Raw genomic sequence first — 20,602 nt, forward strand, 5'->3', positions numbered from 1 at the left:
TGCTCGTTCGCTGAGCTGTGCCCGGCCGGAGTTTCCGGCGGCACATGCGCTCAAGAGCGGGCGCGTAAGATCTGCACTGGGTCATACGCGAATAACACAGAGGAAGAAGCAAATTTATGGCATTCACTAAACTGGCACAGGATCGCCCCCGTATTCTCGTTGTGGGCGGTGGCTATGTTGGCTTTACCGTAGCCAACAAGATTCAGAAGGCTATTAAGGAAACCGGCGGCGTTGTTACCGTGGTTGATCCCAACCCCTACATGACCTACCAGCCCTTCCTGCCTGAGGTTGCAGCTGGCTCAATGGAGGGTCGTAACGCTACCGTTTCCCTGCGCCAGCACCTGCGTGACTCAGAAATCGTGGGCGGCCGGGTCACCAAGATTGACCACGCAAACCGCACCGCAACCGTAGAGCCCATCGACAACGGCCAGCCCTTCGAGCTGACCTACGACGAAATCGTCATTGGCGCCGGTGCAGTAACCCGTGCTTTCCCGATTCCTGGCCTCTCCGAGGTTGCTATCGGCATGAAGACCGTTGAAGAAGCTGTTTCCGTGCGCAACTGGGTTCTCGAGCGTATTGAGGTTGCCTCCCTGCTCGAGGACGAAGACGCTCGTCGCCGCGCCCTGACCTTCGTCGTCGTCGGCGGTGGCTTCGCGGGTATCGAGACCATCTCCGAGCTGGAAGACATGGCCCGTGCAGCTGTTAACCGCAACAGCCGCCTGCGCACCTCTGACATCCGCTTCATCATGATTGAAGCAGCACCCCGCATTATGCCCGAGGTTCCCGCAGACCGCGCTGAGAAGGTTGTCGCTGAACTGCGTGCCCGCGGTATCGAGGTACTGCTCAACACCTCTCTGGCAGATGCAACCGACGGTCACCTGCAGCTGATCAACATGGGCGATAAGTCACCCGCCGGTGAAGTCGATACCGACACCCTGATCTGGACTGCCGGCGTTGCAGCATCCCCCATGCTCAAGAACACCGACCTGCCCCTGGACGAGCGTGGCCGCCTGCGCGTTGGCGCTGACCTGCGCGTTACCGGCGACGACGGCGTGATCGAGGGCGCATGGGGTGCAGGCGACAACGCTGCTGTTCCCGACCTCTCCGGTGGCGGAGTGGGTGGCTTCTGCGTACCCAACGCCCAGCACGCATCCCGCCAGGCAGTACAGCTGGCAAAGAACCTGCTGGCTAACCGCCGCGGCGAGGCACTGGGCGACTACTACCACGAGACCATCGGTGTGGTAGCAGGCCTGGGCCTCTGGAAGGGCGTTGCAAACTTCAAGGGCAAGACCATTGGCGGCCCCCTGGCCTGGCTGATGCACCGCGGCTACCACGGTACCGCAATCCCCACCACCGAGCGCACCGTTCGCGTGATGGCTACCTGGGCTCTGAACCAGATCTTCGGTCGTGACACCTCCTCCATCCGCCACCAGCGCTCACCGCGCCTGGCCTTCCAGGAGGCAACCGGCACCGCTCCCGAGAAGACCAAGGCTCACCTCTAAGCCTTCTCGGTTGCGACCGATCGGTCATAATTTTTGCTCCGGAATACTTCTGATATAGAGTACTAGAGCAAGGCTAAAACCCGCCTCGACTGGGGCGGGTTTTAGCAGGCCTCCATAGCCCAATTGGCAGAGGCAGGGGACTTAAAATCCCTGTGTTCTGGGTTCGAGTCCCAGTGGAGGCACCTTAGCTTATTCGAGTAAAAGCGGGGGCCGGTACACGATAAATCGTGTACCGGCCCCCGCTTTTCTATAGCCTCTTTGGTGGGCGACAAAAAACTATAGAAACACCCCCGGTGGGGCAGTGTTCTAGTTGGTGGCGGGTGTGGATCTCCTTATAAATAAGCCTCTTTACACTCCAGAAATATTAGACATGACCAAGAAACATGGTTTTACTACCGAGAAATTCGTTTCATCCATACTCGAAATGAACCGGTGCTTCAATATGGAATGCCAGTAGAGATTCCCTAAAGATACAGAGGAGCCTGCAATGCACACACACCCCCACGATCGACTCCATACTCAGAAGTATCAGGGGAAACTTTTGACAGATGAAGAACTTTTTTCTGCTCGTGCTGCCTACCGACTTCAAGCAGGACTAGGGCGTAGACGATTTCTGCAAGCTGCAGCTGGAGTAGCAGCTCTAAGCGGACTTACTGCCTGTAGCTCATCTGCTAGCAATTCTTCGGCAACTACATCGGCCACGCCGGACGCACTAACTCCAGGGTTCGGCGGAATAATCCTTAATGAAGGGGTAGGTGATATACCGGGAGATCATTATCTCGCCTCCCATACAGAAGAAATTCTCTGGGGGTATGTGCCAACTGTTCATGCAGAACCAGTGCAGCGAATGAAGTCAGGGCAGACTATCACTATAGATGCTCTTTCACATGAGGGAATTCTAGAGGATCAGGGAAAAGATCCCGTAGCCTTCTTTGGACAGCACGGAGTTGAAGAATCCGAGGTTCTGGAGGACGCACAACACGTAGCCCAGAATTACAGCCGTCATGAACGCGATTTCGTTAAAGACGGACCACACGTCGTTACAGGTCCGGTCTTTGTTGAAGGTGCTGAGCCCGGGGACGTACTCAAAATTGAGACTCTCAGTGCACAGCCACGTGTCCCTTATGGGGTGGTATCAGCCCGGCACGGTAAGGGTGCCCTGGCCCTCACACCCGATGGAAAAGCTCCTGCAGGTATCGATCTCACAGAAGTTATGCCACCAATTGAAACAGATGGGCGGTTGAACGAGAATCCCGAGGACTTTGGCAATATTTCAGTTTTTACTGCTATCGAGCAAGACAGCGGCGTCATGAAATCCGGTGATATTCAGGTGAAATTTCCTCTTAATCCCTTTTTCGGGATGATGGGCGTAGCTTATTCTGAGGCTTCTGATCCCATCGACGCCAGCGCAAATTCCATACCGCCCACACTTGGCGGTGGCAACATAGATATCTCTCATTTAGGTGTTGGTTCAACCCTTTACCTACCTGTTTCAGCTGAAGGGGCACTGTTCTATGTAGGCGATCCGCATATGGCCATGGGTGATGGCGAAGTATCGCTCACAGCTATGGAAGGCTCGCTACGAGGTACGTTCCGGTTGACGGTGTGCAAACCTGGCTCGGGGGATGCTCCGACTGTTGCTTTTACATATCCTTTTGCCGAAACTGAGGACTATTGGATTCCGACGGGTCTTTCAGACCCTAATGGTTCCGTAGCAGAACAAAATAATGATTTAAACGTAGCGATGCGCCGGGCAGTGGTCAACGCGTTGGATTTTCTAGAACATGATCAGGGCATGGACCGATCTATTGCTTATGCCTACCTGTCTGCAGCAGCAAATTTTGCCATGAGCCAAGTTGTCGATCGAACGACTGGCGCACACGCTTTGATTAGGAAGGCAGATTTCTCGTAAGTTCCTAGTCAAGAGGTAACTATGAGTGTCACCCGAGGGGTGAGCAAAAAGCGCGTCCACTAACATGTTGAGCGTTGATCGAGAATGGGGCCAATGTACTGAGTCGCCGCTTCGGTTGCATATCGCTGCTTCGACGACATTTCGCCGGTTCGTGACCGGCGAAATGTCGTCGAAGCGGCGACTCAATGAAACAGAGTCAACCGCACGGGCTACCATGATCGCCGAGCGGCCATTTTTAAACCGTTTTTGGCTGATTTTTGGTATAAAAATGGCCTTTCGAGGAAGCTCGGTGGTGTTAAAGTACAAGTTTCTTCTTGTCGGGCTGGCGTAGGTACACCTGTGTTCCCTGGGTACACATCTAGATGTGTACCCAGGGAACACAGGTGTACTTTTGGTCTCTCAACCGGGCTTTGCGTGTGCCTTTGGTCTACCCGCAGGAATCTAGGTGTACCGAGAGCTTGTTTCCGCGAAAAATCCAGGCATGGCCCATATCGCAGGTGCTGGATTTTTGGGTGGTAAAGCATTGAGGCTAGCTTGTGGGGCTGGTTGCTTTGCGTTTGTTAGGGAGTGGGGTGCTGGGGAGGCACTTCCTGTCATATACCCCTGAGCCTGACAACCTACTGTTCTAGGTAGAGGCCCAGCGTTGTTAGGGCCAGCTGGGTGGCACCCAGGGCCGCACCGCGGCGAACCGCCCCGGCGCCGTCCTCACTCAAAAGCACCTCAACGGTATGCCAGGGCAGCAGTTGCTCAATCTTTTCTTTGATCAGCTGCGCAAACTCGGGGTAGGCGGCCATGGGGCCGGTGAGTACGAGGCAGGCGGGGTCAACAATCATGAGGGCATTGGCCACGTGGCGGCTAAAAATCTCAAGGTATTCTTTGGCTTCACCGCGGTCGGGGGCAGCCATAATTTTCTCCACGGTGGCGGGAATATCCAGCAGGCGCAAGCTGCGGGTTGCCAGCGAAGAGCTATCAACCACGCCCAGCTTCTGAATGGTATCGCGCAAGAAGACCCCGTTATCGGTCACGTAGCTCAGCGCACCGGCGAAACCGGATGCGCCCCGGTAGATAACCTTCTCCAGGGCGAAGGTGGCGCCGATAGCTGCTCCAAGGTGCACCGAGAGAACACTCTCGTGCTTTTGAGCCACCCCCTGGTGAATCTCATACTTCAGGCTCCAGGCCATATGGTTATCCACGTGGACAGGGCAACCTAGGGCTTGCTGCGCGGTCGCGAGCAAATCAGCTGATTCTCCCAGGTTCTGGGGGCTGAAGAAACGAATCTGCTGGGTATTCGGGTCAACCGGGGCAAGCACAGAGACCGTTGCCGCTAGAATTTTAGTGTCAACCTGCTGAACCAGATGAAGAAGAAACTCTTTGACCAGTCGCTCCACCTCTGCCGGTTCGCCCCAGGCAATGGCGCGTTCTTCAAGAACAATCTCTTGCCCTCGCAGGTCGTAGATGATTCCCACCATGTGGTTGTCTTCGCAGAGGAGGGTGAGGGTAGCGCCTACGTCGTGGCTAATTTCGTAGAGTTCGGGTACGCGGCCGCGCTTACCGGAGGCGCCGGCCTCCTTGGCGAGGGCGTGGATGAGGCCCCGCTGTACCAGGCGCCCTGCTGCCTCGGACGCCGTGGGGCGGGAGAGGTTGTGGGCGGCGGCAATAGCGGCGCGGGAGCTGGGCCCGTGGGCCAGAAGATGGGCGAAGAAAAGCTTGTCAGACTGCGGAGCCTGTAGCGTCTCAGCCAGGTGCGGTGACACGGTAGAGTCCCTTCATCAAGGTGAACAGTCGTGGGGGAAGATATTAAGTTAAGTTTAGTCCTGCTAACCGAACCCGGCATAATCACTTATTAATAAATCTAAATTAGAGTAAAAAATAGATAAATGAGAGAGAAAAGGGAATAGCCTTGGCGCTTAAACTTATTGCGACTGATATGGACGGCACTCTGCTGACCGATGCTGACAAGAGCTTTGATCGGGAGCTCTTTGATTCTCTTTTAAAGCAGATGGACGAGCAGGGAATTACTTTTGTGGTGGCCAGCGGCAACCAGTATGCCAAATTACGGCAGTACATGGAGGGTTTTCATGGGCGAGGCATCGCTTATATTGCTGAAAATGGTGCCTATATAGCCGATGACAGCGGCGATATTCTGATTTCCGGCTTTAAAAAAGCCACGGTTGAAAAGATTATTAGGGTCTTAGATGAGTTCCCGCAGATTGGCTACATTATCTCAGCCCATTCTGGTGCCTACCTGCCGCAGGAGCGGGCCGAGCCCATTACCAAGCTGATTCGAGAGCACCTTGAGTTTATGGGGGCTGACTTTCCCCACGAGGTCGATTACTTTACCTTTATGAACCGTTTTTACCCCGGCACCAAGGTGATTGAGAGTCTGGATGAAGTGGGGGAGGACGTCGTGGTGAAGTTTGCTCTGCAAACGCGGCGCCGCGATTTGGAAGTGGTTTTGAAGCAGCTGGTGGAAAAGCTGCCTCCCGAGGTGGTTCCGGTGGCATCGGGCTTTGGGGCAATTGACCTGATCTCCCGAGGCGTTAATAAGGGCTCGGCCCTGAAATGGTTTGGCGAGCGCCAGGGCATTGACCCCTCAGAGATGATTGCTTTTGGCGATAATTCTAATGATCTTGAGATGCTGAAGCTGGTGGGTGAGGGTATCGCCATGGAAAATGCCACCGACCTGGTGAAGTCTGCCGCCGATACGGTGATTGGAAGTAATGAGGACGGCGCGGTGCTCACCTATATCCAGCAGAAACTCAGCCACGCTGTGAGCTAAAAGTGCTTTCTTATCAGTGGGCTTTCCGATAGGCTAGTGCGAACATCTATAGACCGACCGAGGAGTTCGTAGCCGTGGCAGGCAACCCACTCATTGAGAACATGACCAAGCAGAACGGTGACAACCGTTTCGGCCAGTTCGGTGCTGGCGGAGCATACTCTGGCCAGCATAACGGTCAGAACGCTCAGCAGTACATTGACTATTCCAACCCCCGTGCCCAGCAGTCCTACTCCCAGGGTGGTTTTGGGCAGAACCCCTACGCTAGCCCCAGCGCCCAGGATCTGAACCAGATGTACCAGGCGCCCAGTGCAGGGCCCGCCCAGACCGGTCAGCTGACCATCAACGACGTCATTGTTAAAACCGGTCTGAACCTGGCGGTTCTGCTGGTGGGTGCAGCTATCAGCTGGTTCATTACCCCGCTGGTTTTTGTCGGCTTTGTTGCAGCCCTGGTGCTGGGCCTGGTGAACTCCTTTAAGAAGAAGGTGTCGCCGGCTCTGGTTGTTGCCTACTCCTTCTCTGAGGGTCTGTTGCTGGGCGGTATCTCCTCGATGTTTGAGGCAATGTACCCGGGTATTGTGGTACAGGCAGTACTGGGTACCCTGATTGTTTTCGCTACTATTCTGGTGCTTTACCGCTCCGGCAAGGTGCGGGCATCGGCTAAGGCAACCAAGATTTTCATGGTGGCAGCTATCTCCTACATGATTTTCTGCCTGATTAACCTGGGCGCCATGCTCTTCATGGATACCAACATGCGTAGCATCGAAATCATGGGTATTCCGCTGGGCCTGATTATCGGCCTGCTGGCTATCGTCATGGCATCCTACTCGCTGGTTCTGGACTTCACCCACATCGGTGAAGCGGTTCGTTTCGGCGCTCCCGAACGCGAGTCCTGGCGTTTGGCCTTCGGCCTGATTGTTACCCTGGTCTGGCTCTACATCGAGATTCTGCGAGTGCTTTCCTACATTCGTAGCATGGCAGATAACTAAATACTTCAGCGGCTACCTTCGAGGGGCTGATTGAGTTTGACGGACGCGCGGTACTTCGGTGCCGCGCGTCCGTTATATAAAGTCAGCAGTATTACTAATTTTTACCTGCCCTTGGCCGGCTAACTATGAAAAGATAAAAGGTATGACTCAGACTTCACATCAAGAATTCGAGCCGGTGTCATCCAGCGGCTCCCGCAGGGCTAAAGACCCGGCGATACCCTTTGCCCTCGATACCGCGGCGAACTGGGCCTGGCGCCTGCTGGTGATTCTTGCTGCGGCCGCCTGCCTGTGGTGGGCCTTCTCAAAGGTCTCGCTGCTGGTGATTTCTATTGCCGTGGCAGCTTTGATTGCCGGTTTGATTTCTCCGGTGGTCTATTTCTTCCGCAAGCGTAAGGTACCGGCAGGTATTGCTGTGGCAATCGCAGAGCTGGGCCTCATCGCCCTGGTCTTGGGCCTGCTTGCTCTGGTGGGCCAGCAGATGGCAGAGGGCTTCTCAGACCTCTCAAACCAGGTGGCGGAGGGCTACCAGCGCGTGCTGGTCAGCCTCAACAACCTGCCTTTCAATATCGGTACTGACCAGGTTGATTCCTATATTTCCAACGCTACCGAGTGGGTCAAGAACAATTCGGGCCAGATTCTCTCTAGCCTTGCCTCGGTGGGCTCCACCGCAGGAAACCTGGGTACCGGCGCCGTCATTACCCTCTTCACTCTGATCTTCTTCCTGCTGGAAGGCGAGAAGATCTGGCTCTTTATCGTGCGCCTCTTCCCCCGCAACGCCCGCACCGCCGTCAACGGCGCTGGCCGCCGCGGCTGGAAGTCGCTGGTGAGCTATGTGCAGGTTCAGGTGCTGGTTGCTTTTATCGACGCTCTGGGTATTGGCCTGGCAGCCTTCTTCTTGGGCGTGCCGCTGGCCTTCCCCCTGGGCGTGCTGGTCTTCCTCGGTTCCTTTATTCCCGTGGTGGGTGCGCTCTTTACCGGTGCTATCGCCGTGCTGCTGGCGCTGGTTGCCAACGGTCCCATCAACGCGCTGCTGATGCTGCTGATGGTACTGCTGGTACAGCAGATTGAATCCAACATTCTTCAGCCGCTGATTATGGGTAAGGCAGTTTCCCTGCACCCGCTGGCAGTGGTTCTGGTGGTTGCCATGGGCTCGATTCTCTTCGGTATTGTGGGTGCCCTGCTGGCCGTTCCGGTCATGGCCGTGATTAACACTGTGGTTCGTTATCTCGCCCATCGAGAATGGGAGTCTGATCCAGAGATTCGAACAGAAACCTTCCTGTATCCTCATGAGATAGAGAAAAAGAACAAGAAGGCTATTGCTGAAAAGGTTAAGGAACGTCTGGAGAATTTGAAAGACAAGAACCAGGCCGAATCAGCCAAGAAGGTTGCTGAAGAAGACTCAGCACCTCGCCAGTAGTCCAGAGGTAAGTGAGGAAAATCGTGTCTGAGGTTTCAGCGGAACTACCCGTTCATCTGAGCGATATCGAAGAAGCAGCTACTCTTCTGAAGCCGGTGATTGAACGAACCCAGGTGGAGCACTCCCGCGCTCTTTCCTCCCAGCTGAACTCAGAGGTTTTCTTCAAGTGTGAAAACCTACAGCGATCGGGCTCCTTCAAGGTGCGCGGCGCCTACGTGCGTATGGCGAAGCTAACCGATGATGAGAAGGCCCGGGGCGTGGTTGCAGCTTCTGCGGGCAACCACGCCCAGGGCGTTGCCCTGGCGGCTGCGGCTTTGGGCATTAGTGCCCGCATCTACATGCCCCTGGGCGCTGCCCTGCCCAAGGTCACCGCCACCCGCTCCCGCGGTGCTGAGGTGGTGCTGCACGGAGCTACCGTAGACGAAGCGCTCGCCGAGGCTAAGCGCTATGCCGAAGAGACCGGGGCCGTTTTTGTACACCCCTTTGACAATCCTGATATCATTGCGGGCCAGGGCACCATCGGGTTGGAAATCCTTGAGCAGGTGCCCGATGTAGACACCATCATTGTGGGCGTTGGCGGCGGAGGCCTGCTGGCGGGTATCGCTGTGGCCGTGCGCGAGATGGAAGCAAAGCTTGGCCGTAAAATCCGGATTATCGGCGTACAGGCCGAGCACGCAGCCGCCTACCCGCCGTCCCTGGCAGCTGACGCCCTGGTGCCCCTCAAGAAGGTTTCGACCATCGCAGACGGCATTGCGGTGGGGCGGCCCGGCCAGCTTCCCTTCGACATCATTAAGGAGCTGGTGGACGACGTCCACACGGTTTCTGAGGACGACATCGCCCGCGCGCTGATCTTCCTCATGGAGCGGAACAAGCTGGTGGTGGAGCCTGCCGGTTCGGTACCGTTGGCAGCGGTGATGAACCAGGCGCTGAAAGAAAAGTACGGGGATTTGGGAACGACCGTCTGTGTGCTCTCCGGCGGCAATATCGACCCCATGCTAATGCTGAAGGTGATTCAGCGCGGTCTCTCTGCTGCCGGTCGCTACATGACCATTCGTCTGATGCTGACCGACCGCCCCGGCGAGTTGACCACCATCTCAAAGATTATCTCCGATAATGATGCCAATGTGACCGGGGTGAACTACACCGGTGCCTCGGGTGCCCTGTCGATGGGCGAGGTCTTTATTACCATCGACATGGAAACCAAGGGCCACGAGCACTGCAAGCAGGTGCAGGCGGCCCTCTCTGAGGCGGGTTACGAACCGGTGGTTGTTTACTAAAACTTTTGAGGCAAAAAGAAAGGGCGCTGCAAAATCTTTGCAGCGCCCCTTCTTGTGAGTATTTAGCCCGCGAAAGGCTCAGCAGCTTTAATCTTGACGGTAATGGACTTGCCGTTGGGAGCCTCGTAGGAGACTTCGTCGCCTACCTTGTGGCCCTCGATAGCAGCACCCATGGGGGAGTGGGCCGAGAAAACCTGAAGGTCGGAGTCGCCCACCAGAGACTCGGCAACCTCGCGGGAGCCCAGCAGGAACTTCATGGGCTTGCCGGCGATTTCAGCCTCAACCACCATACCGGGGCCCACCACGCCGTCGTCCTTGACGTCTTCGCCGACCTCGGCGTTCTCCAGCAGAGCCTTCAGCTGGGCGATACGGCCCTCGTTCTTGCCCTGCTCCTCGCGGGCAGCGTGGTAGCCGCCGTTCTCCTTGAGGTCGCCCTCGTCGCGGGCGGCAGAGATACGGTCAACAATCTCCTGGCGGTAGGGGCCAGAGAGGTATTCGAGCTCTTCGGTGAGACGGTCGTAGGCTTCCTGAGTCAGCCAAGCGCCGGTGTTTTCTGTAGTCATGATTTCTCCTTGTACACAGACGACGCCCCCGTGAGGACATCGAAAAAGTCGGCAAAAATAAGGGCGCGAGGAGAAGCTCCTCGCGTGATTAGCACCAATTCTACGTGTGCTGAGGATATTTGCCTAATAGGGGTAAGAATCGTTACTCGGTGCTCCAGCAGGAATCCACTGTAACCGCCGTTGCGGGGCCGAGCACCTTAATGTTCTCGGTCAGCTGAGTCACCCGTGAGTCTGAAGAATCGCTACTTTCGAGGGTAACTTCTTTCCAACCTACCGGGGCGCGGTTACTGTCCAAGGCTTTGACCGCGCAGACCGCCGTCACCTCGGGGTCTTTGACTACCTGGAAGGTCAGCGAAACTTCATCGTCGCTGATAATCTCGTGGCCAATATCCTTAAACTCGGGAGTTGCCGCGCTCTCGCTAGAGGTTGCCCACCAGACAAAGGCGATAGCCAGCACAGCGGCAAGGGCAGCGACTGCAACCCAGAAACGCGTGCTCAGCGGCTTACGCTGTTTCTGCCTGCCATAGCGCGAATCCAGGGCTGTGCTCACGTTTACTCACTTCATACTGGTTAACCGGGTGGAATAAAGTTGGCGGGAACTTCGCTAAAATAGCAGGAGCACACTGATGCGCCAACTCTTATTTAACTGTATCGAAAAAAGCACGGAGTACCCACGTGAGTGAAGAAACAAATACCGCTGATAGTCAGGCCCGCGAGCCTCAGCCTCACGAGGTTGAGCTGACTCCGCTGGCTGATGACTATTCGGGGTTGAGGATTCTGGCCGTGCACGCCCACCCCGATGATGAGTCGTCGAAGGGCGCAGCCACCATGGTTGCCTACGCGCAGCGCGGTGCCCGCGTGATGGTCGCTTCGATGACCGGCGGCCAGCGCGGCGATATTCTCAACCAGGCCGTGGCGGCTGACCCTGCGGCTCAGCGAGATTTACCCGGCGTGCGCCGTAAAGAAATGGCGCGAGCCCAGGAAGCGATGGGCATTGAGCACCGCTGGATTGGCTTTGTCGATTCGGGTCTGCCCGAGGGCGACCCGCTGCCCCCTCTGCCCTGGGGTTGCTTTGCGACCGTTCCCCTGCAGCAGGCGGCAGCGCCCCTGGTGCGCCTGGTACGGGACTTCAAGCCCCACGTGATTCTTGCCTACGATGAAATGGGCGGCTACCCCCACCCCGACCACATCATGAGCCACAAGGTGGCTATCGAGGCCTACGAAAAGGCGGGCGATCCCGAGGCCTACCCCAACGAGGGTGAGTCCTGGACCGTCTCAAAAATCTACTACGACCGTGCTTTTAACCCCGACCGCATGAAGGTCTTTCACGACTATCTGGTGTCGGTGGGGATCGAGAGCCCCTTTGCTCGCTGGGTAGCTATAGCCCAGGAGTCGGAGGAGGGCAAACAGCCCCCGGTTTCCCGCCACAAGACCACCACCCGAATTCCCAGCGCCGATTACTTTCCCATTCGTGACCGAGCCCTGCTGGCCCACGCTTCGCAGGTTGACCCCAACGGCCACTTCTTCGCTCTCTCGCCCGAGCAGCAGAAGAAGGTCTGGCCCTGGGAAGACTACGTGCTGGCTTACTCCCGTGTTGAAACCCAGCTGCCCGAATGCGACTTCGCTCAGGGAATTAACTTCAAAGACGAGTAGGCTAAAGACACTGAGGCTTATTCATAGGTGGGGTATCTAGCCCGAGAGCGCTGGTCAACCTCCCTTAAACGCCAGCCCCGATGCCAGTTGACCAGGCGCTCTCGAGCTGTCTTTTGTACCCTTTGAATAGGCCCTCCCCGGCGAAGTATTACCCACCGACCCCTAAACGAGGCATGATGATTTCAACCGTGCTGGCAGAGACCATGATTGTCGCTGCAGACGCAACGCCCACAGAATTTGCTGAAGATGGAACCCCTATCGGCTCACCCGGCTTTCTGGGCTTTGTGGTGACCTTTATTTTGGGTATTTTTATTATTCTGCTCATGCTAGATATGAGCCGCCGCGCCCGCCGTATGCGCTACCGTAATGAGTATGCGATGGCGCGGGAGGCACAGGAGCGTGCTGAGGCACAGCGAGTTGCTGAGGCGTCTCCGACAGGGGACGACGTTCCCCGCCCGGATACCGCCGAGCAGGGGGTTGCCGAGCACATTCGCCGGGCCCACTAAGACCGCCGAGAAGAAGTGATGAGGAGCCGTGGAAACAGTGAAGCTTTCACAGCCGCTGTATAGCGTGTACGAAAAGACGTTAGTGGGCTCCATTCCTGCCGATAAGCTGCCCCGGCATGTGGGCGTGCTGATGGACGGCAACCGGCGCTGGGCCGCCGCCGCCGGGCAGAGCACCAAGCACGGCCACCAGGCCGGTGCTGAGCGGGTGATTGAGTTCCTGTCCTGGTGCAAGGAGCTGGAGATTCCCCTGGTGACCCTCTACATGCTCTCCACCGAGAACCTCAAGCGTAAGCCGGAGGAGCTGGCTGATCTTCTCGAGGTGATTGAGGGGCTGATCTGTTCTCTGGCGGAGAGCCAGGTGGCCAAGGTACACCCGGTGGGCCAGCTCTCTCAGCTACCCGAATCCCTGGCTGCTTCTTTTGACCGGGCAGTTACGGCCACCGAGGGTATTAGCGACCTTCAGGTGAATATTGCGGTGGGCTATGGCGGTCGCCAGGAGATTGTGGACGCCGTGCGGGAGATGATTCTCGAAGCGGTTGAGACCGGCGCTGATATGCGCTCTCTGGCGGAGAACCTACAGATTACCGATATAGACCGCTACCTCTACACCCGCGGCATGCCGGATCCCGACCTGCTCATCCGTACCTCAGGCGAACAGCGCCTCTCGGGTTTTATGACCTGGCAGTCTGCCTACTCTGAGTTCTACTTCTGCGAGGCCCTCTGGCCGGATTTCCGCAGGGTGGACTTTTTGCGGGCCTTACGTGATTATGCCCACCGTCAGCGCCGGTTCGGCTCCTAGTGCTGTGCGGGGCGGGGTGCCACCGTGCTGAGCGAGATTTTATTCTATCTGGACGCCGCTGGGGCGGGTTCTGCCCGTGCGGGCTGGCAGGCGGCGCTGCTGACTTTTAGCCTCATCTACTTTGTACTCACCGCGATAGTTCTCTGGCGGATTGACCTCAGGGAGCATCGGCTACCCGATAAGATTGTGCTTCCCGCCTACCTCGGCGTGGGGATTCCCCTCTGGTTGGTCTGCTGGCTCAACCAGGATATTGTGACCATGCGGCATATGGCCTACGGAGCTGTTTTTGCCGGGGGAGTCTACTTCCTGCTCCGCAAGCTCTCCCGCAACGCCCTGGGTCTGGGCGACGTCAAGCTGGCGGGTGTTATTGGTCTGATGACCGGCTATTTTTCCCCGCTCAACCTGCTCTGGGCCAACCTGCTGGCCTTCTTGCTCGGCGGATTAGCCGCCCTAGCGCTAGTAGTTACCCGCCGCGCGTCCGCAAAAACCCACATCGCCTTTGGCCCCTTTATGCTTCTGGGCGCGCTGGTTGCGGTCTTTTTTCCCGTGTAGGCTGAAAGCATGCCCACACCAGAATTCATCACCAATCTCCGCGAAAAAATTGGCCACGACATGCTCTGGCTCTCTGGCGCTACCGCCGTCATTCAGCGAGAAAGCGACAGAAAAATCCTGCTGGTGCGCCGCTCAGATAACGGCCGCTGGACCCCTGTTACCGGAATTGTTGACCCGGGGGAGAACCCCGCGCTCACGGTGCTGCGCGAGGCAGAGGAAGAAGCCGGGGTCAAAATCGAGGTGGTGGCCTTTGCCCAGCTGAAGGTAGACCCGCCGCAGACTTTTGCCAACGGAGACCGCTGCCAGTTTCTTGACCACACTTTCTATTGCCGCTGGGTTTCGGGTGAGGCGCGGGTCAACGACGAGGAGTCGACCGAGGTGTGCTGGGCGAGCCGGGCAGAAATCGAAGAGCTCTGCATCGACAGAATGAAGGACCGGATCGATGCCGCTTTGGACTATCGATCCGGCCCTCGTTTTGGTTTCGAAGAGGTGCGCTAGAACTGGCGCCAGGCGCTCGCGTTACGCCAGTTGGACTTCGCCATTGCCACGGCCTCGCCCGCGCCGCGGTTGAGCGCAATCTTTGACAGGGAGGTTGCGAAGCCAACAATCTGGGATGACTCTACCTCGGGAGGCATAGACAGCGCGTTGGGGTCGGTGATGACCTCAACCAGGGAGGGGCCCTGGTGGCTCAGTGCCTTCTTGTAGGCCTTCTCCAGGTCCTTAGCCTTGGTGACTCGCTCTGCCTGGAAGCCCATGGCGGTGGCAATGTCGGCGTAGTTGACTGCCGGTACGTCCACGCCGTAGTCCTCGAAGCCCTGTACCAGCTGCTCGAGCTTAACCATGCCCAGGGTGGAGTTGTTGAAGACCACCACGGTCAGGGGCAGGTCGTACATCTTGGCGGTGAGCAGATCGCCCAGCAGCATGGAGAGGCCGCCGTCGCCGGAGACGGAGATAACCTGGCGGCCGGGCTGGGAGACAGAGGCGCCCAGTGCCTGGGGCAGGGCGTTGGCCATGGAGCCGTGCAGGAAGGAGCCCAGCAGGCGGCGCTTGCCGTTGGGGGTGATGTAGCGGGCGGTCCACACGTTGCACATGCCGGTGTCGGCGGTGAAGATGGCGTCTTCAGCGGCGACGTCGTCGAGAATCGAGGCGGCGTATTCGGGGTGGATGGGGCCGAGCTTGGAGGGCTTCTTGGTGTAGGCGCCCACCACCTTGGTCATGATGGTTTCGTTCTTCTTCAGCAGAGACTTCAGCCACTTGCGGTTTTTCTTCTTCTCCACCAGGGGCAGCAGGGCGCGCAGGGTCGGTGCCATGTCGCCCTCCACCAGCAGACCAACGTTGGTGCGGCGGCCCATGACCTGGGCGGCACGGTCAATCTGGATGGTTTCGGTGTCGGGCAGGAACTGGTCGTAGGGGAAGTCGGTGCCGAGCAGCAGCATCAAATCGGCGTCCTTCATTCCCTCTGCCGCCTGGCCGTAGCCCAGCAGACCGGTCATGCCCACATCGAAGGGGTTGTCGTACTGGATGAACTCCTTACCACGCATGGAGTGACCCACGGGGGCGGCAGCGGCGTCGGCGAGGGCAATAACCTCATCGTGGGCACCGGCAACACCGGCACCTGCGAAGATTGCTACCTTATCTGCCTTGTTAATGCGGTCTGCGATTTCCTGGATGGTTGCCTGGTCAGGAACCAGCTCGGCGCGGCGCATGGTGCCCCACTCGGGTACCGAATCCACGGCGTCCTCAGAAGCGATATCACCGGGCAGGGTCACAACGGCGACGCCGCGCAGGGACTCAGCGTGGCGCATAGCAGAATTGAAGATGCGCAGGGTCTGCTTGGGGGAAACCGCCATTTCGTTGTAGACCGAGCAGTCTTCGAAGATGCGCTCGGGGTGGGTTTCCTGGAAGTAGCTGGTGCCGATCTGCTCGGAGGGAATGTGGGAGGCAATGGCGAGGACGGGCGCGTGGGAGCGGTTGGCGTCGTAGAGGCCGTTGATGAGGTGGGTGTTGCCGGGGCCACAGGAGCCCGCACAGACAGCCAGCTCACCGGTAATCTGGGCTTCAGCGCCGGCGGCGAAGGCGGCTACTTCCTCGTGGCGTACGTGAACCCAGTCGATACCGCCGTTGGCGGAACCGCCCGAGGCGCGCACGGCGTCCACAATGGGGTTCAGAGAGTCGCCGACCACGCCGTAGATGCGCTTGACGCCGGCGTCAATAAGCTGCTGGATGATTTGTTCTGCAAGTTTCACGAAGAGTCCTTACTTTGAGAATCAAGTTTTAGTGGTTCTTAAAGTTGAACATACTTTTTCTTGAAAATCGTCCGATAATCAGCATGCTGTGAGTAAGGCTTCACCCCTGTATTTTCCGAATCACAGCCTCAGCGGCCTTAAACAGAGCGAAACGCCGCCCGGCTCACATCCACCAGCAGCTGCTGAGGGGAGAGCCGGACGGCGCTGTGCGTGAAGCAGGATTGTGCTTAGGAGTAGTTACCCAGCATCTTGGTGACGTCCAGAGCTTCGTCGAGCTGCTCTTCGGTGACTTCACCGCGTTCTACGTAACCCAGGGCTACTACCGCTTCGCGAACGGTGGTCTTGTTCGCTACGGAGTACTTGGCAATCTTGGCGGCTGCCTCGTAGCCGATCAGCTTGTTCATGGGGGTTACGGTGGAGGGCGAAGCCTCTGCCAGGAATCGGGCGCGCTCTTCGTTGGCTTCGAGACCGTCGATCATCTTGTCTGCCATTACGCGGGTTGCGTTGGTGAGCAGGCGGATGGACTGGAGCAGGTTGGCTGCCATGACCGGAATACCCACGTTGAGCTCGAAGGCACCGTTGGTGGAGGAGAGCGCAATGGTGGTGTCATTGCCGATAACCTGGGCTGCCACCTGAATGACTGCCTCGCAGATCACGGGGTTGACCTTGCCGGGCATAATCGAGGAGCCGGGCTGAAGGTCGGGAATGTGCAACTCGCCCAGGCCGGTGTTGGGGCCGGAACCCATCCAGCGGATGTCGTTGTTGATCTTCATCAGCGAGTAGGCAATGTTGCGCAGCTGGCCCGATGCCTCAATCAGACCGTCGCGGTTTGCCTGGGCCTCGAAGTGGTTGCGGGCCTCGGTCAGGGGCAAGCCGGTTTCTGCTGCCAGCAACTCAATCACGCGGGCGGAGAAGCCCTCGGGGGTGTTGATGCCGGTACCCACGGCGGTGCCGCCCAGGGGAACCTCTGCAACGCGGGGCAGGGTGGCGTCAATGCGCTCGATGCCGTAGCGAACCTGCGCTGCGTAGCCGCCGAACTCCTGGCCCAGGGTCACCGGGGTGGCGTCCATGAGGTGGGTGCGGCCCGACTTGACCACGTTCTTGAATTCCTTGGCCTTCTTCTCCAGGGAGGTGGCCAGGTGGTCCAGGGCAGGCTTAAGGTCGTTAATCAGTGCCTCGGTAGCAGCAACGTGCACGGAGGTGGGGAAGACGTCGTTGGAGGACTGGGAGGCGTTCACGTGGTCATTGGGGTGAACGTCCACGCCCTTGCTCTCCAGGGCCCGGCTTGCCAGGGTTGCCAGAACCTCGTTGGTGTTCATGTTGGATGAGGTACCGGAACCGGTCTGGAAAACGTCAATGGGGAAGTCATTGTTGTGGTTGCCAGCTGCTACGGAATCTGCGGCGTCGCGGATGGCCTGGGCACGCTCAGCGTCGAGCACACCCAGTTCTTCGTTAGCGGTAGCGGCAGCCTTCTTCACCAGGGCCAGCGCACGAATGTGGGCGGGCTCCAAAGTCTGACCAGAGATGGGGAAGTTCTCTACGGCGCGCTGGGTCTGCGCACGGTAGAGGGCGTTGACCGGAACGCGGACTTCACCCATGGTGTCATGTTCAATGCGGTATTCAGTGTTTTCAGCCATAGTCCCCAGCTTAGTCCCTGAGCGTGAGCACAGTCGCATTGAGGGGAAAGTTTACCCTTCGTTACCCCTAGCGGGTGGCGGAGAAACCGGTTGCGATGTTGTCGGTGGCGTGCACCAGTTCCACGGTTCCCTCTGCCAGGTGGTAGAAGAGCCCGACGACGGCGGTGCGGTTCTGCGACACCGCGCTGGAAATAATGGGGGACTGCTCGAGAATACGCTCCACGGTCATGCGGGTGTGTTCCCGCACCATGTCATTGACGGTGGCTTCCGCCCCAAGAGAGGGGGAGAGGGTAGCGGGCAGGATGTGCTCGACAAAGTTGCGCTGGAAGCCGCTGGGCATAGCCCCGGTATCGTTGAAAGCCTTGGTGGCCTTGACGGCGCCGCAGGAGTCGTGACCCAGTACCACCACCAGCGGGGTGTGCAGACCGTCCACACCGAATTCCAGCGAACCCAAGACCGCGGCGTCCAGGGCATGGCCGGCGGTGCGCACCACAAACATATCGCCCAAACCCTGGTCGAAAATTACTTCAGCGGCCAGGCGGGAGTCACCGCAACCAAACATGGTGGCAAAAGGTGCCTGACCCTGGGCGAGGGTGGCCCTGCGCTCGGCGTCCTGATTGGGGTGCTCCGGGGCCCCCGAGGTGAAGCGCTGGTTGCCCTCCATCAGAGAACTATAGGCCTCTTCGGGGGTCATGACTACCGGAATCCGTGAAGTTTCAAACATAGCAACGATTCTGCCCCGACTTATTGAATTCCGCTAGTATTGCTGGGCGTGGGTTCCGCTGTGTGAGACGGACTCTTGCTGTAGTCCACTACCTGCTGGGCCCACTGCTCAATGGGTTCTGCCCCCGATTCGCTGGAGAGAATCACCGTGGTGGAGCCAACCTCACCCACGTAGTAGGTCACGGTTTTCTCGCGTTTGGTGTTTTCGTCTTTCTCGGTGCCCTCGCGGGTCTCCCAGGTGATACCGGCTACCTCGGCCTCGCCGGTGATCGCCGAGTTGTTGGTCTTTTGCGCAACCCAACTGGGGTTGGTGTCGCCTGCCTGAGTGAGCTCTACATACTGCTGGTCGGGGGAGACAACACCGCTGTTCCAAAAGTCGATTTTATCGGGCTGGTTAGAGTTCCAGCGGGCAAAATTGTAGGTCCAGTTATCGGGGGTGGGAGCGGCAACGGGGTAGCCAGCCTCCTGGGTGGACTGGTAGGCAATCGCGGGAACATCCACCTGCGGGTTATACATGTTCTGGTTGCTGGTGAGCCGAGGAACGAGCAGAAGAATAGGAATCAGAATAGCAATCATCACCAGCATAGAAATCACCATATTGCGGGCGGGAGCGTTAATGCGCCGGGCCTGTTTTTCGGTGATGACGGGCTTGGGTGTCTCTGAAGAATTCTGCACATTACTCACCCGCTATATCTTTCCAGAGACTGCCGCAAAAAACTAAACGAAAACCGTTGACCGGCCAAAATTCGGCGGTAATTTACAGAAATAAGCCCCGCCAGTCGGGCAGGAGTTTCACCAGCCTGCCCGCGCCAACTAAGGTAGAGAAGTGAGCGCGCAAAGAAGCGGGCTCAAAATAGATTGGCAACTGCGCTGAACGCGCATGCTCGAAGGTGAGAACGGATGTCAGAGAAGACTGAGAAGAAGAACGTTCACGGCGACCGCAACCTGGCGCTGGAACTGGTGCGTGCCACCGAGGCGGCTGCTATTGCCTCTGGCCCCTGGGTAGGCGCCGGAGACAAGAATTCGGCAGACGGTGCCGCCGTCGATGCCATGCGCTACCGCCTCTCCACCGTGCGTTTCAACGGCACCGTGGTGATTGGCGAAGGCGAAAAAGACGAAGCCCCCATGCTTTTCAACGGAGAAAAGGTGGGCGATGGCTCCGGCCCCGCACTCGACGTTGCGGTTGACCCTATCGACGGCACCCGCCTGACCGCCCTGGGTATGGATAACGCCCTGTCAGTGCTGGCCGTTGCCGAGGGCGGCTCGATGTTTGACCCCTCCGCCGTCTTTTACATGGAGAAGCTGGTGGTGGGCCCCGAGGCTGCTGACCTGGTAGACCTGCGCCTGCCCGTCAAGCAGAACCTGCACCTGACCGCCAAGGCCCTGGGCAAGCCCATCAACCAGCTCACCGTCTGCGTGCTGGACCGCCCCCGCCACGCCCAGCTGATTGAGGAGATTCGCGCCACCGGCGCTCGCACCCGCATGATTTTGGACGGCGACGTGGCAGGTGCTATCGCGGCTGTTCGCCAGGGTACCGGCGTAGACATCATGATGGGAACCGGCGGTACTCCCGAGGGCATTGTGGCCGCCTGCGCTATTAAGGCAACCGGCGGTCTGATTCAGGGCCGACTTGCCCCCATTGACGACGCCGAGCGGCAGAAGGCGCTGGACGCCGGCCACGATCTTGAGAAGGTTCTGACCACCGACGATCTAGTGACCTCCGACGACTGCTTCTTTGCAGCCACCGGTATTACCGACGGCAAGCTGCTGCGCGGTGTGCGCTACGGCCGCAACAACAACACCGTGAGCACCCAGTCGCTGGTCATGCGCTCCAAGTCTGGCACCGTGCGCACCATCGAGGCAGAACACAAGCTCGATCGCTGGGAATCCATCCTCTCCCGCAAGTCCGCCGCACGCATGAGCTAGCCCAGCGCCGTCCCCACATATGTCTCAGCCGCCACTCAATACTCCCTGAGTGGCGGCTTTCACATTAGTGTGGAAAAGGGCAGGGTATTTTCTTGCTCACATCAACCACACTCACTTGGCCGAA

20 protein-coding genes and 1 tRNA gene are annotated in these 20,602 nt (G+C 58.1%); 14 read left to right on the forward strand and 7 right to left on the reverse strand.

Annotation, left to right across the window (positions count from 1 at the left end):
• Positions 1-116 precede the first annotated feature (116 nt).
• The 4 genes from IEV00_RS06690 (at position 117) to IEV00_RS06705 (ending at position 3,745) form a co-directional block, all read left to right on the forward strand.
• Positions 117-1,502 carry an NAD(P)/FAD-dependent oxidoreductase gene (locus tag IEV00_RS06690; protein ID WP_188359585.1) on the forward strand — a complete coding sequence of 462 codons (1,386 nt, stop codon included), beginning with the start codon at positions 117-119 and terminating at the stop codon, positions 1,500-1,502.
• A 108-nt stretch (positions 1,503-1,610) separates the two neighbouring features.
• Positions 1,611-1,684, forward strand: a tRNA-Leu gene (locus IEV00_RS06695).
• Between the two features lie 305 nt (positions 1,685-1,989).
• Positions 1,990-3,414 (forward strand): acetamidase/formamidase family protein, encoded by a 1,425-nt coding sequence (locus tag IEV00_RS06700; RefSeq protein WP_188359586.1) that lies wholly within the window; start codon positions 1,990-1,992, stop codon positions 3,412-3,414.
• A 64-nt stretch (positions 3,415-3,478) separates the two neighbouring features.
• Positions 3,479-3,745 carry a hypothetical protein gene (locus IEV00_RS06705; RefSeq protein WP_188359587.1) on the forward strand — a complete coding sequence of 89 codons (267 nt, stop codon included), beginning with the start codon at positions 3,479-3,481 and terminating at the stop codon, positions 3,743-3,745.
• Between the two features lie 286 nt (positions 3,746-4,031).
• On the opposite strand, the gene IEV00_RS06710 is transcribed toward IEV00_RS06705, so the two are convergent.
• A complete protein-coding gene (locus IEV00_RS06710) occupies positions 4,032-5,168 on the reverse strand; it encodes an ROK family transcriptional regulator (protein ID WP_188359588.1) in 1,137 nt (378 codons plus the stop codon).
• Between the two features lie 146 nt (positions 5,169-5,314).
• Between IEV00_RS06710 and IEV00_RS06715 the strand changes: the two genes are divergently transcribed.
• The 4 genes from IEV00_RS06715 to ilvA all read left to right on the forward strand — a co-directional run bounded on the left by IEV00_RS06715 (position 5,315) and on the right by ilvA (position 9,873).
• Positions 5,315-6,193 (forward strand): Cof-type HAD-IIB family hydrolase, encoded by an 879-nt coding sequence (locus IEV00_RS06715; RefSeq protein ID WP_188359589.1) that lies wholly within the window; start codon positions 5,315-5,317, stop codon positions 6,191-6,193.
• A 74-nt stretch (positions 6,194-6,267) separates the two neighbouring features.
• Positions 6,268-7,179, forward strand: coding sequence for a Bax inhibitor-1/YccA family protein (locus tag IEV00_RS06720; protein ID WP_188359590.1), 912 nt, complete (start codon positions 6,268-6,270; stop codon positions 7,177-7,179).
• Positions 7,180-7,321: 142 nt separating this feature from the next.
• Positions 7,322-8,596 (forward strand): AI-2E family transporter, encoded by a 1,275-nt coding sequence (locus tag IEV00_RS06725; protein WP_188359591.1) that lies wholly within the window; start codon positions 7,322-7,324, stop codon positions 8,594-8,596.
• A 23-nt stretch (positions 8,597-8,619) separates the two neighbouring features.
• The gene (gene ilvA, locus IEV00_RS06730; protein WP_188359592.1) at positions 8,620-9,873 is read left to right on the forward strand and encodes a threonine ammonia-lyase; all 1,254 of its coding nucleotides are present in this window, start codon (positions 8,620-8,622) and stop codon (positions 9,871-9,873) included.
• A gap of 62 nt (positions 9,874-9,935) precedes the next feature.
• Here ilvA and greA read toward each other — a convergent pair whose 3' ends face one another.
• Together greA and IEV00_RS06740 are read right to left on the reverse strand one after the other, a co-directional pair.
• On the reverse strand, positions 9,936-10,436 hold the full coding sequence (gene greA, locus IEV00_RS06735) for a transcription elongation factor GreA (protein ID WP_188359593.1): 501 nt from the start codon (positions 10,434-10,436) through the stop codon (positions 9,936-9,938).
• Positions 10,437-10,578: 142 nt separating this feature from the next.
• Positions 10,579-10,986, reverse strand: a complete 408-nt coding sequence (locus IEV00_RS06740) for a DUF4307 domain-containing protein (RefSeq protein WP_188359594.1) — start codon at positions 10,984-10,986, stop codon at positions 10,579-10,581.
• 188 nt (positions 10,987-11,174) lie between these two features.
• Between IEV00_RS06740 and mca the strand changes: the two genes are divergently transcribed.
• From mca to IEV00_RS06765, 5 genes are all read left to right on the forward strand, one after another.
• Positions 11,175-12,089 (forward strand): mycothiol conjugate amidase Mca, encoded by a 915-nt coding sequence (gene mca / locus IEV00_RS06745; protein WP_188359817.1) that lies wholly within the window; start codon positions 11,175-11,177, stop codon positions 12,087-12,089.
• 173 nt (positions 12,090-12,262) lie between these two features.
• Positions 12,263-12,595: a hypothetical protein gene (locus IEV00_RS06750; protein WP_188359595.1), complete on the forward strand. Its 333-nt coding sequence runs from the start codon at positions 12,263-12,265 to the stop codon at positions 12,593-12,595.
• Positions 12,596-12,632: 37 nt separating this feature from the next.
• Entirely contained in the window at positions 12,633-13,394 is a 762-nt protein-coding gene (locus IEV00_RS06755; protein WP_308936400.1) for an isoprenyl transferase, read from the forward strand.
• Positions 13,395-13,418: 24 nt separating this feature from the next.
• Positions 13,419-13,946: a prepilin peptidase gene (locus tag IEV00_RS06760; protein WP_188359597.1), complete on the forward strand. Its 528-nt coding sequence runs from the start codon at positions 13,419-13,421 to the stop codon at positions 13,944-13,946.
• 9 nt (positions 13,947-13,955) lie between these two features.
• Entirely contained in the window at positions 13,956-14,444 is a 489-nt protein-coding gene (locus IEV00_RS06765) for an NUDIX hydrolase (protein WP_188359598.1), read from the forward strand.
• On the opposite strand, the gene IEV00_RS06770 is transcribed toward IEV00_RS06765, so the two are convergent.
• The 4 genes from IEV00_RS06770 to IEV00_RS06785 all read right to left on the reverse strand — a co-directional run bounded on the left by IEV00_RS06770 (position 14,441) and on the right by IEV00_RS06785 (position 19,227).
• Positions 14,441-16,192 carry a pyruvate dehydrogenase gene (locus IEV00_RS06770; RefSeq protein WP_188359599.1) on the reverse strand — a complete coding sequence of 584 codons (1,752 nt, stop codon included), beginning with the start codon at positions 16,190-16,192 and terminating at the stop codon, positions 14,441-14,443. The genes IEV00_RS06765 and IEV00_RS06770 overlap by 4 nt on opposite strands.
• A 227-nt stretch (positions 16,193-16,419) precedes the next feature.
• On the reverse strand, positions 16,420-17,829 hold the full coding sequence (locus tag IEV00_RS06775; protein ID WP_188359600.1) for a class II fumarate hydratase: 1,410 nt from the start codon (positions 17,827-17,829) through the stop codon (positions 16,420-16,422).
• 67 nt (positions 17,830-17,896) lie between these two features.
• A complete protein-coding gene (locus IEV00_RS06780; protein WP_229723120.1) occupies positions 17,897-18,553 on the reverse strand; it encodes a carbonic anhydrase in 657 nt (218 codons plus the stop codon).
• A 20-nt stretch (positions 18,554-18,573) separates the two neighbouring features.
• Positions 18,574-19,227, reverse strand: a complete 654-nt coding sequence (locus IEV00_RS06785) for a DUF4245 domain-containing protein (RefSeq protein ID WP_188359601.1) — start codon at positions 19,225-19,227, stop codon at positions 18,574-18,576.
• Between the two features lie 225 nt (positions 19,228-19,452).
• On the opposite strand from IEV00_RS06785, the gene glpX reads away from it, so the two are divergent.
• Positions 19,453-20,478, forward strand: coding sequence for a class II fructose-bisphosphatase (gene glpX / locus IEV00_RS06790; protein ID WP_188359602.1), 1,026 nt, complete (start codon positions 19,453-19,455; stop codon positions 20,476-20,478).
• The last annotated feature ends 124 nt before the right edge of the window (positions 20,479-20,602 follow it).

The organism is Rothia aerolata (assembly GCF_014635585.1).
Lineage (GTDB): Bacteria > Actinomycetota > Actinomycetes > Actinomycetales > Micrococcaceae > Rothia > Rothia aerolata.

Coding starts and splice junctions, on each gene's coding strand:
- IEV00_RS06690 (WP_188359585.1), top strand. CDS start 117: ATGGCATTCACTAAACTGGCACAGGATCGCCCCCGTATTCTCGTTGTG.
- IEV00_RS06700 (WP_188359586.1), top strand. CDS start 1,990: ATGCACACACACCCCCACGATCGACTCCATACTCAGAAGTATCAGGGG.
- IEV00_RS06705 (WP_188359587.1), top strand. CDS start 3,479: ATGTTGAGCGTTGATCGAGAATGGGGCCAATGTACTGAGTCGCCGCTT.
- IEV00_RS06725 (WP_188359591.1), top strand. CDS start 7,322: ATGACTCAGACTTCACATCAAGAATTCGAGCCGGTGTCATCCAGCGGC.
- greA (WP_188359593.1), bottom strand. CDS start 10,436: ATGACTACAGAAAACACCGGCGCTTGGCTGACTCAGGAAGCCTACGAC.
- IEV00_RS06750 (WP_188359595.1), top strand. CDS start 12,263: ATGATGATTTCAACCGTGCTGGCAGAGACCATGATTGTCGCTGCAGAC.
- IEV00_RS06765 (WP_188359598.1), top strand. CDS start 13,956: ATGCCCACACCAGAATTCATCACCAATCTCCGCGAAAAAATTGGCCAC.
- IEV00_RS06775 (WP_188359600.1), bottom strand. CDS start 17,829: ATGGCTGAAAACACTGAATACCGCATTGAACATGACACCATGGGTGAA.
- IEV00_RS06780 (WP_229723120.1), bottom strand. CDS start 18,553: ATGTTTGAAACTTCACGGATTCCGGTAGTCATGACCCCCGAAGAGGCC.
- glpX (WP_188359602.1), top strand. CDS start 19,453: ATGTCAGAGAAGACTGAGAAGAAGAACGTTCACGGCGACCGCAACCTG.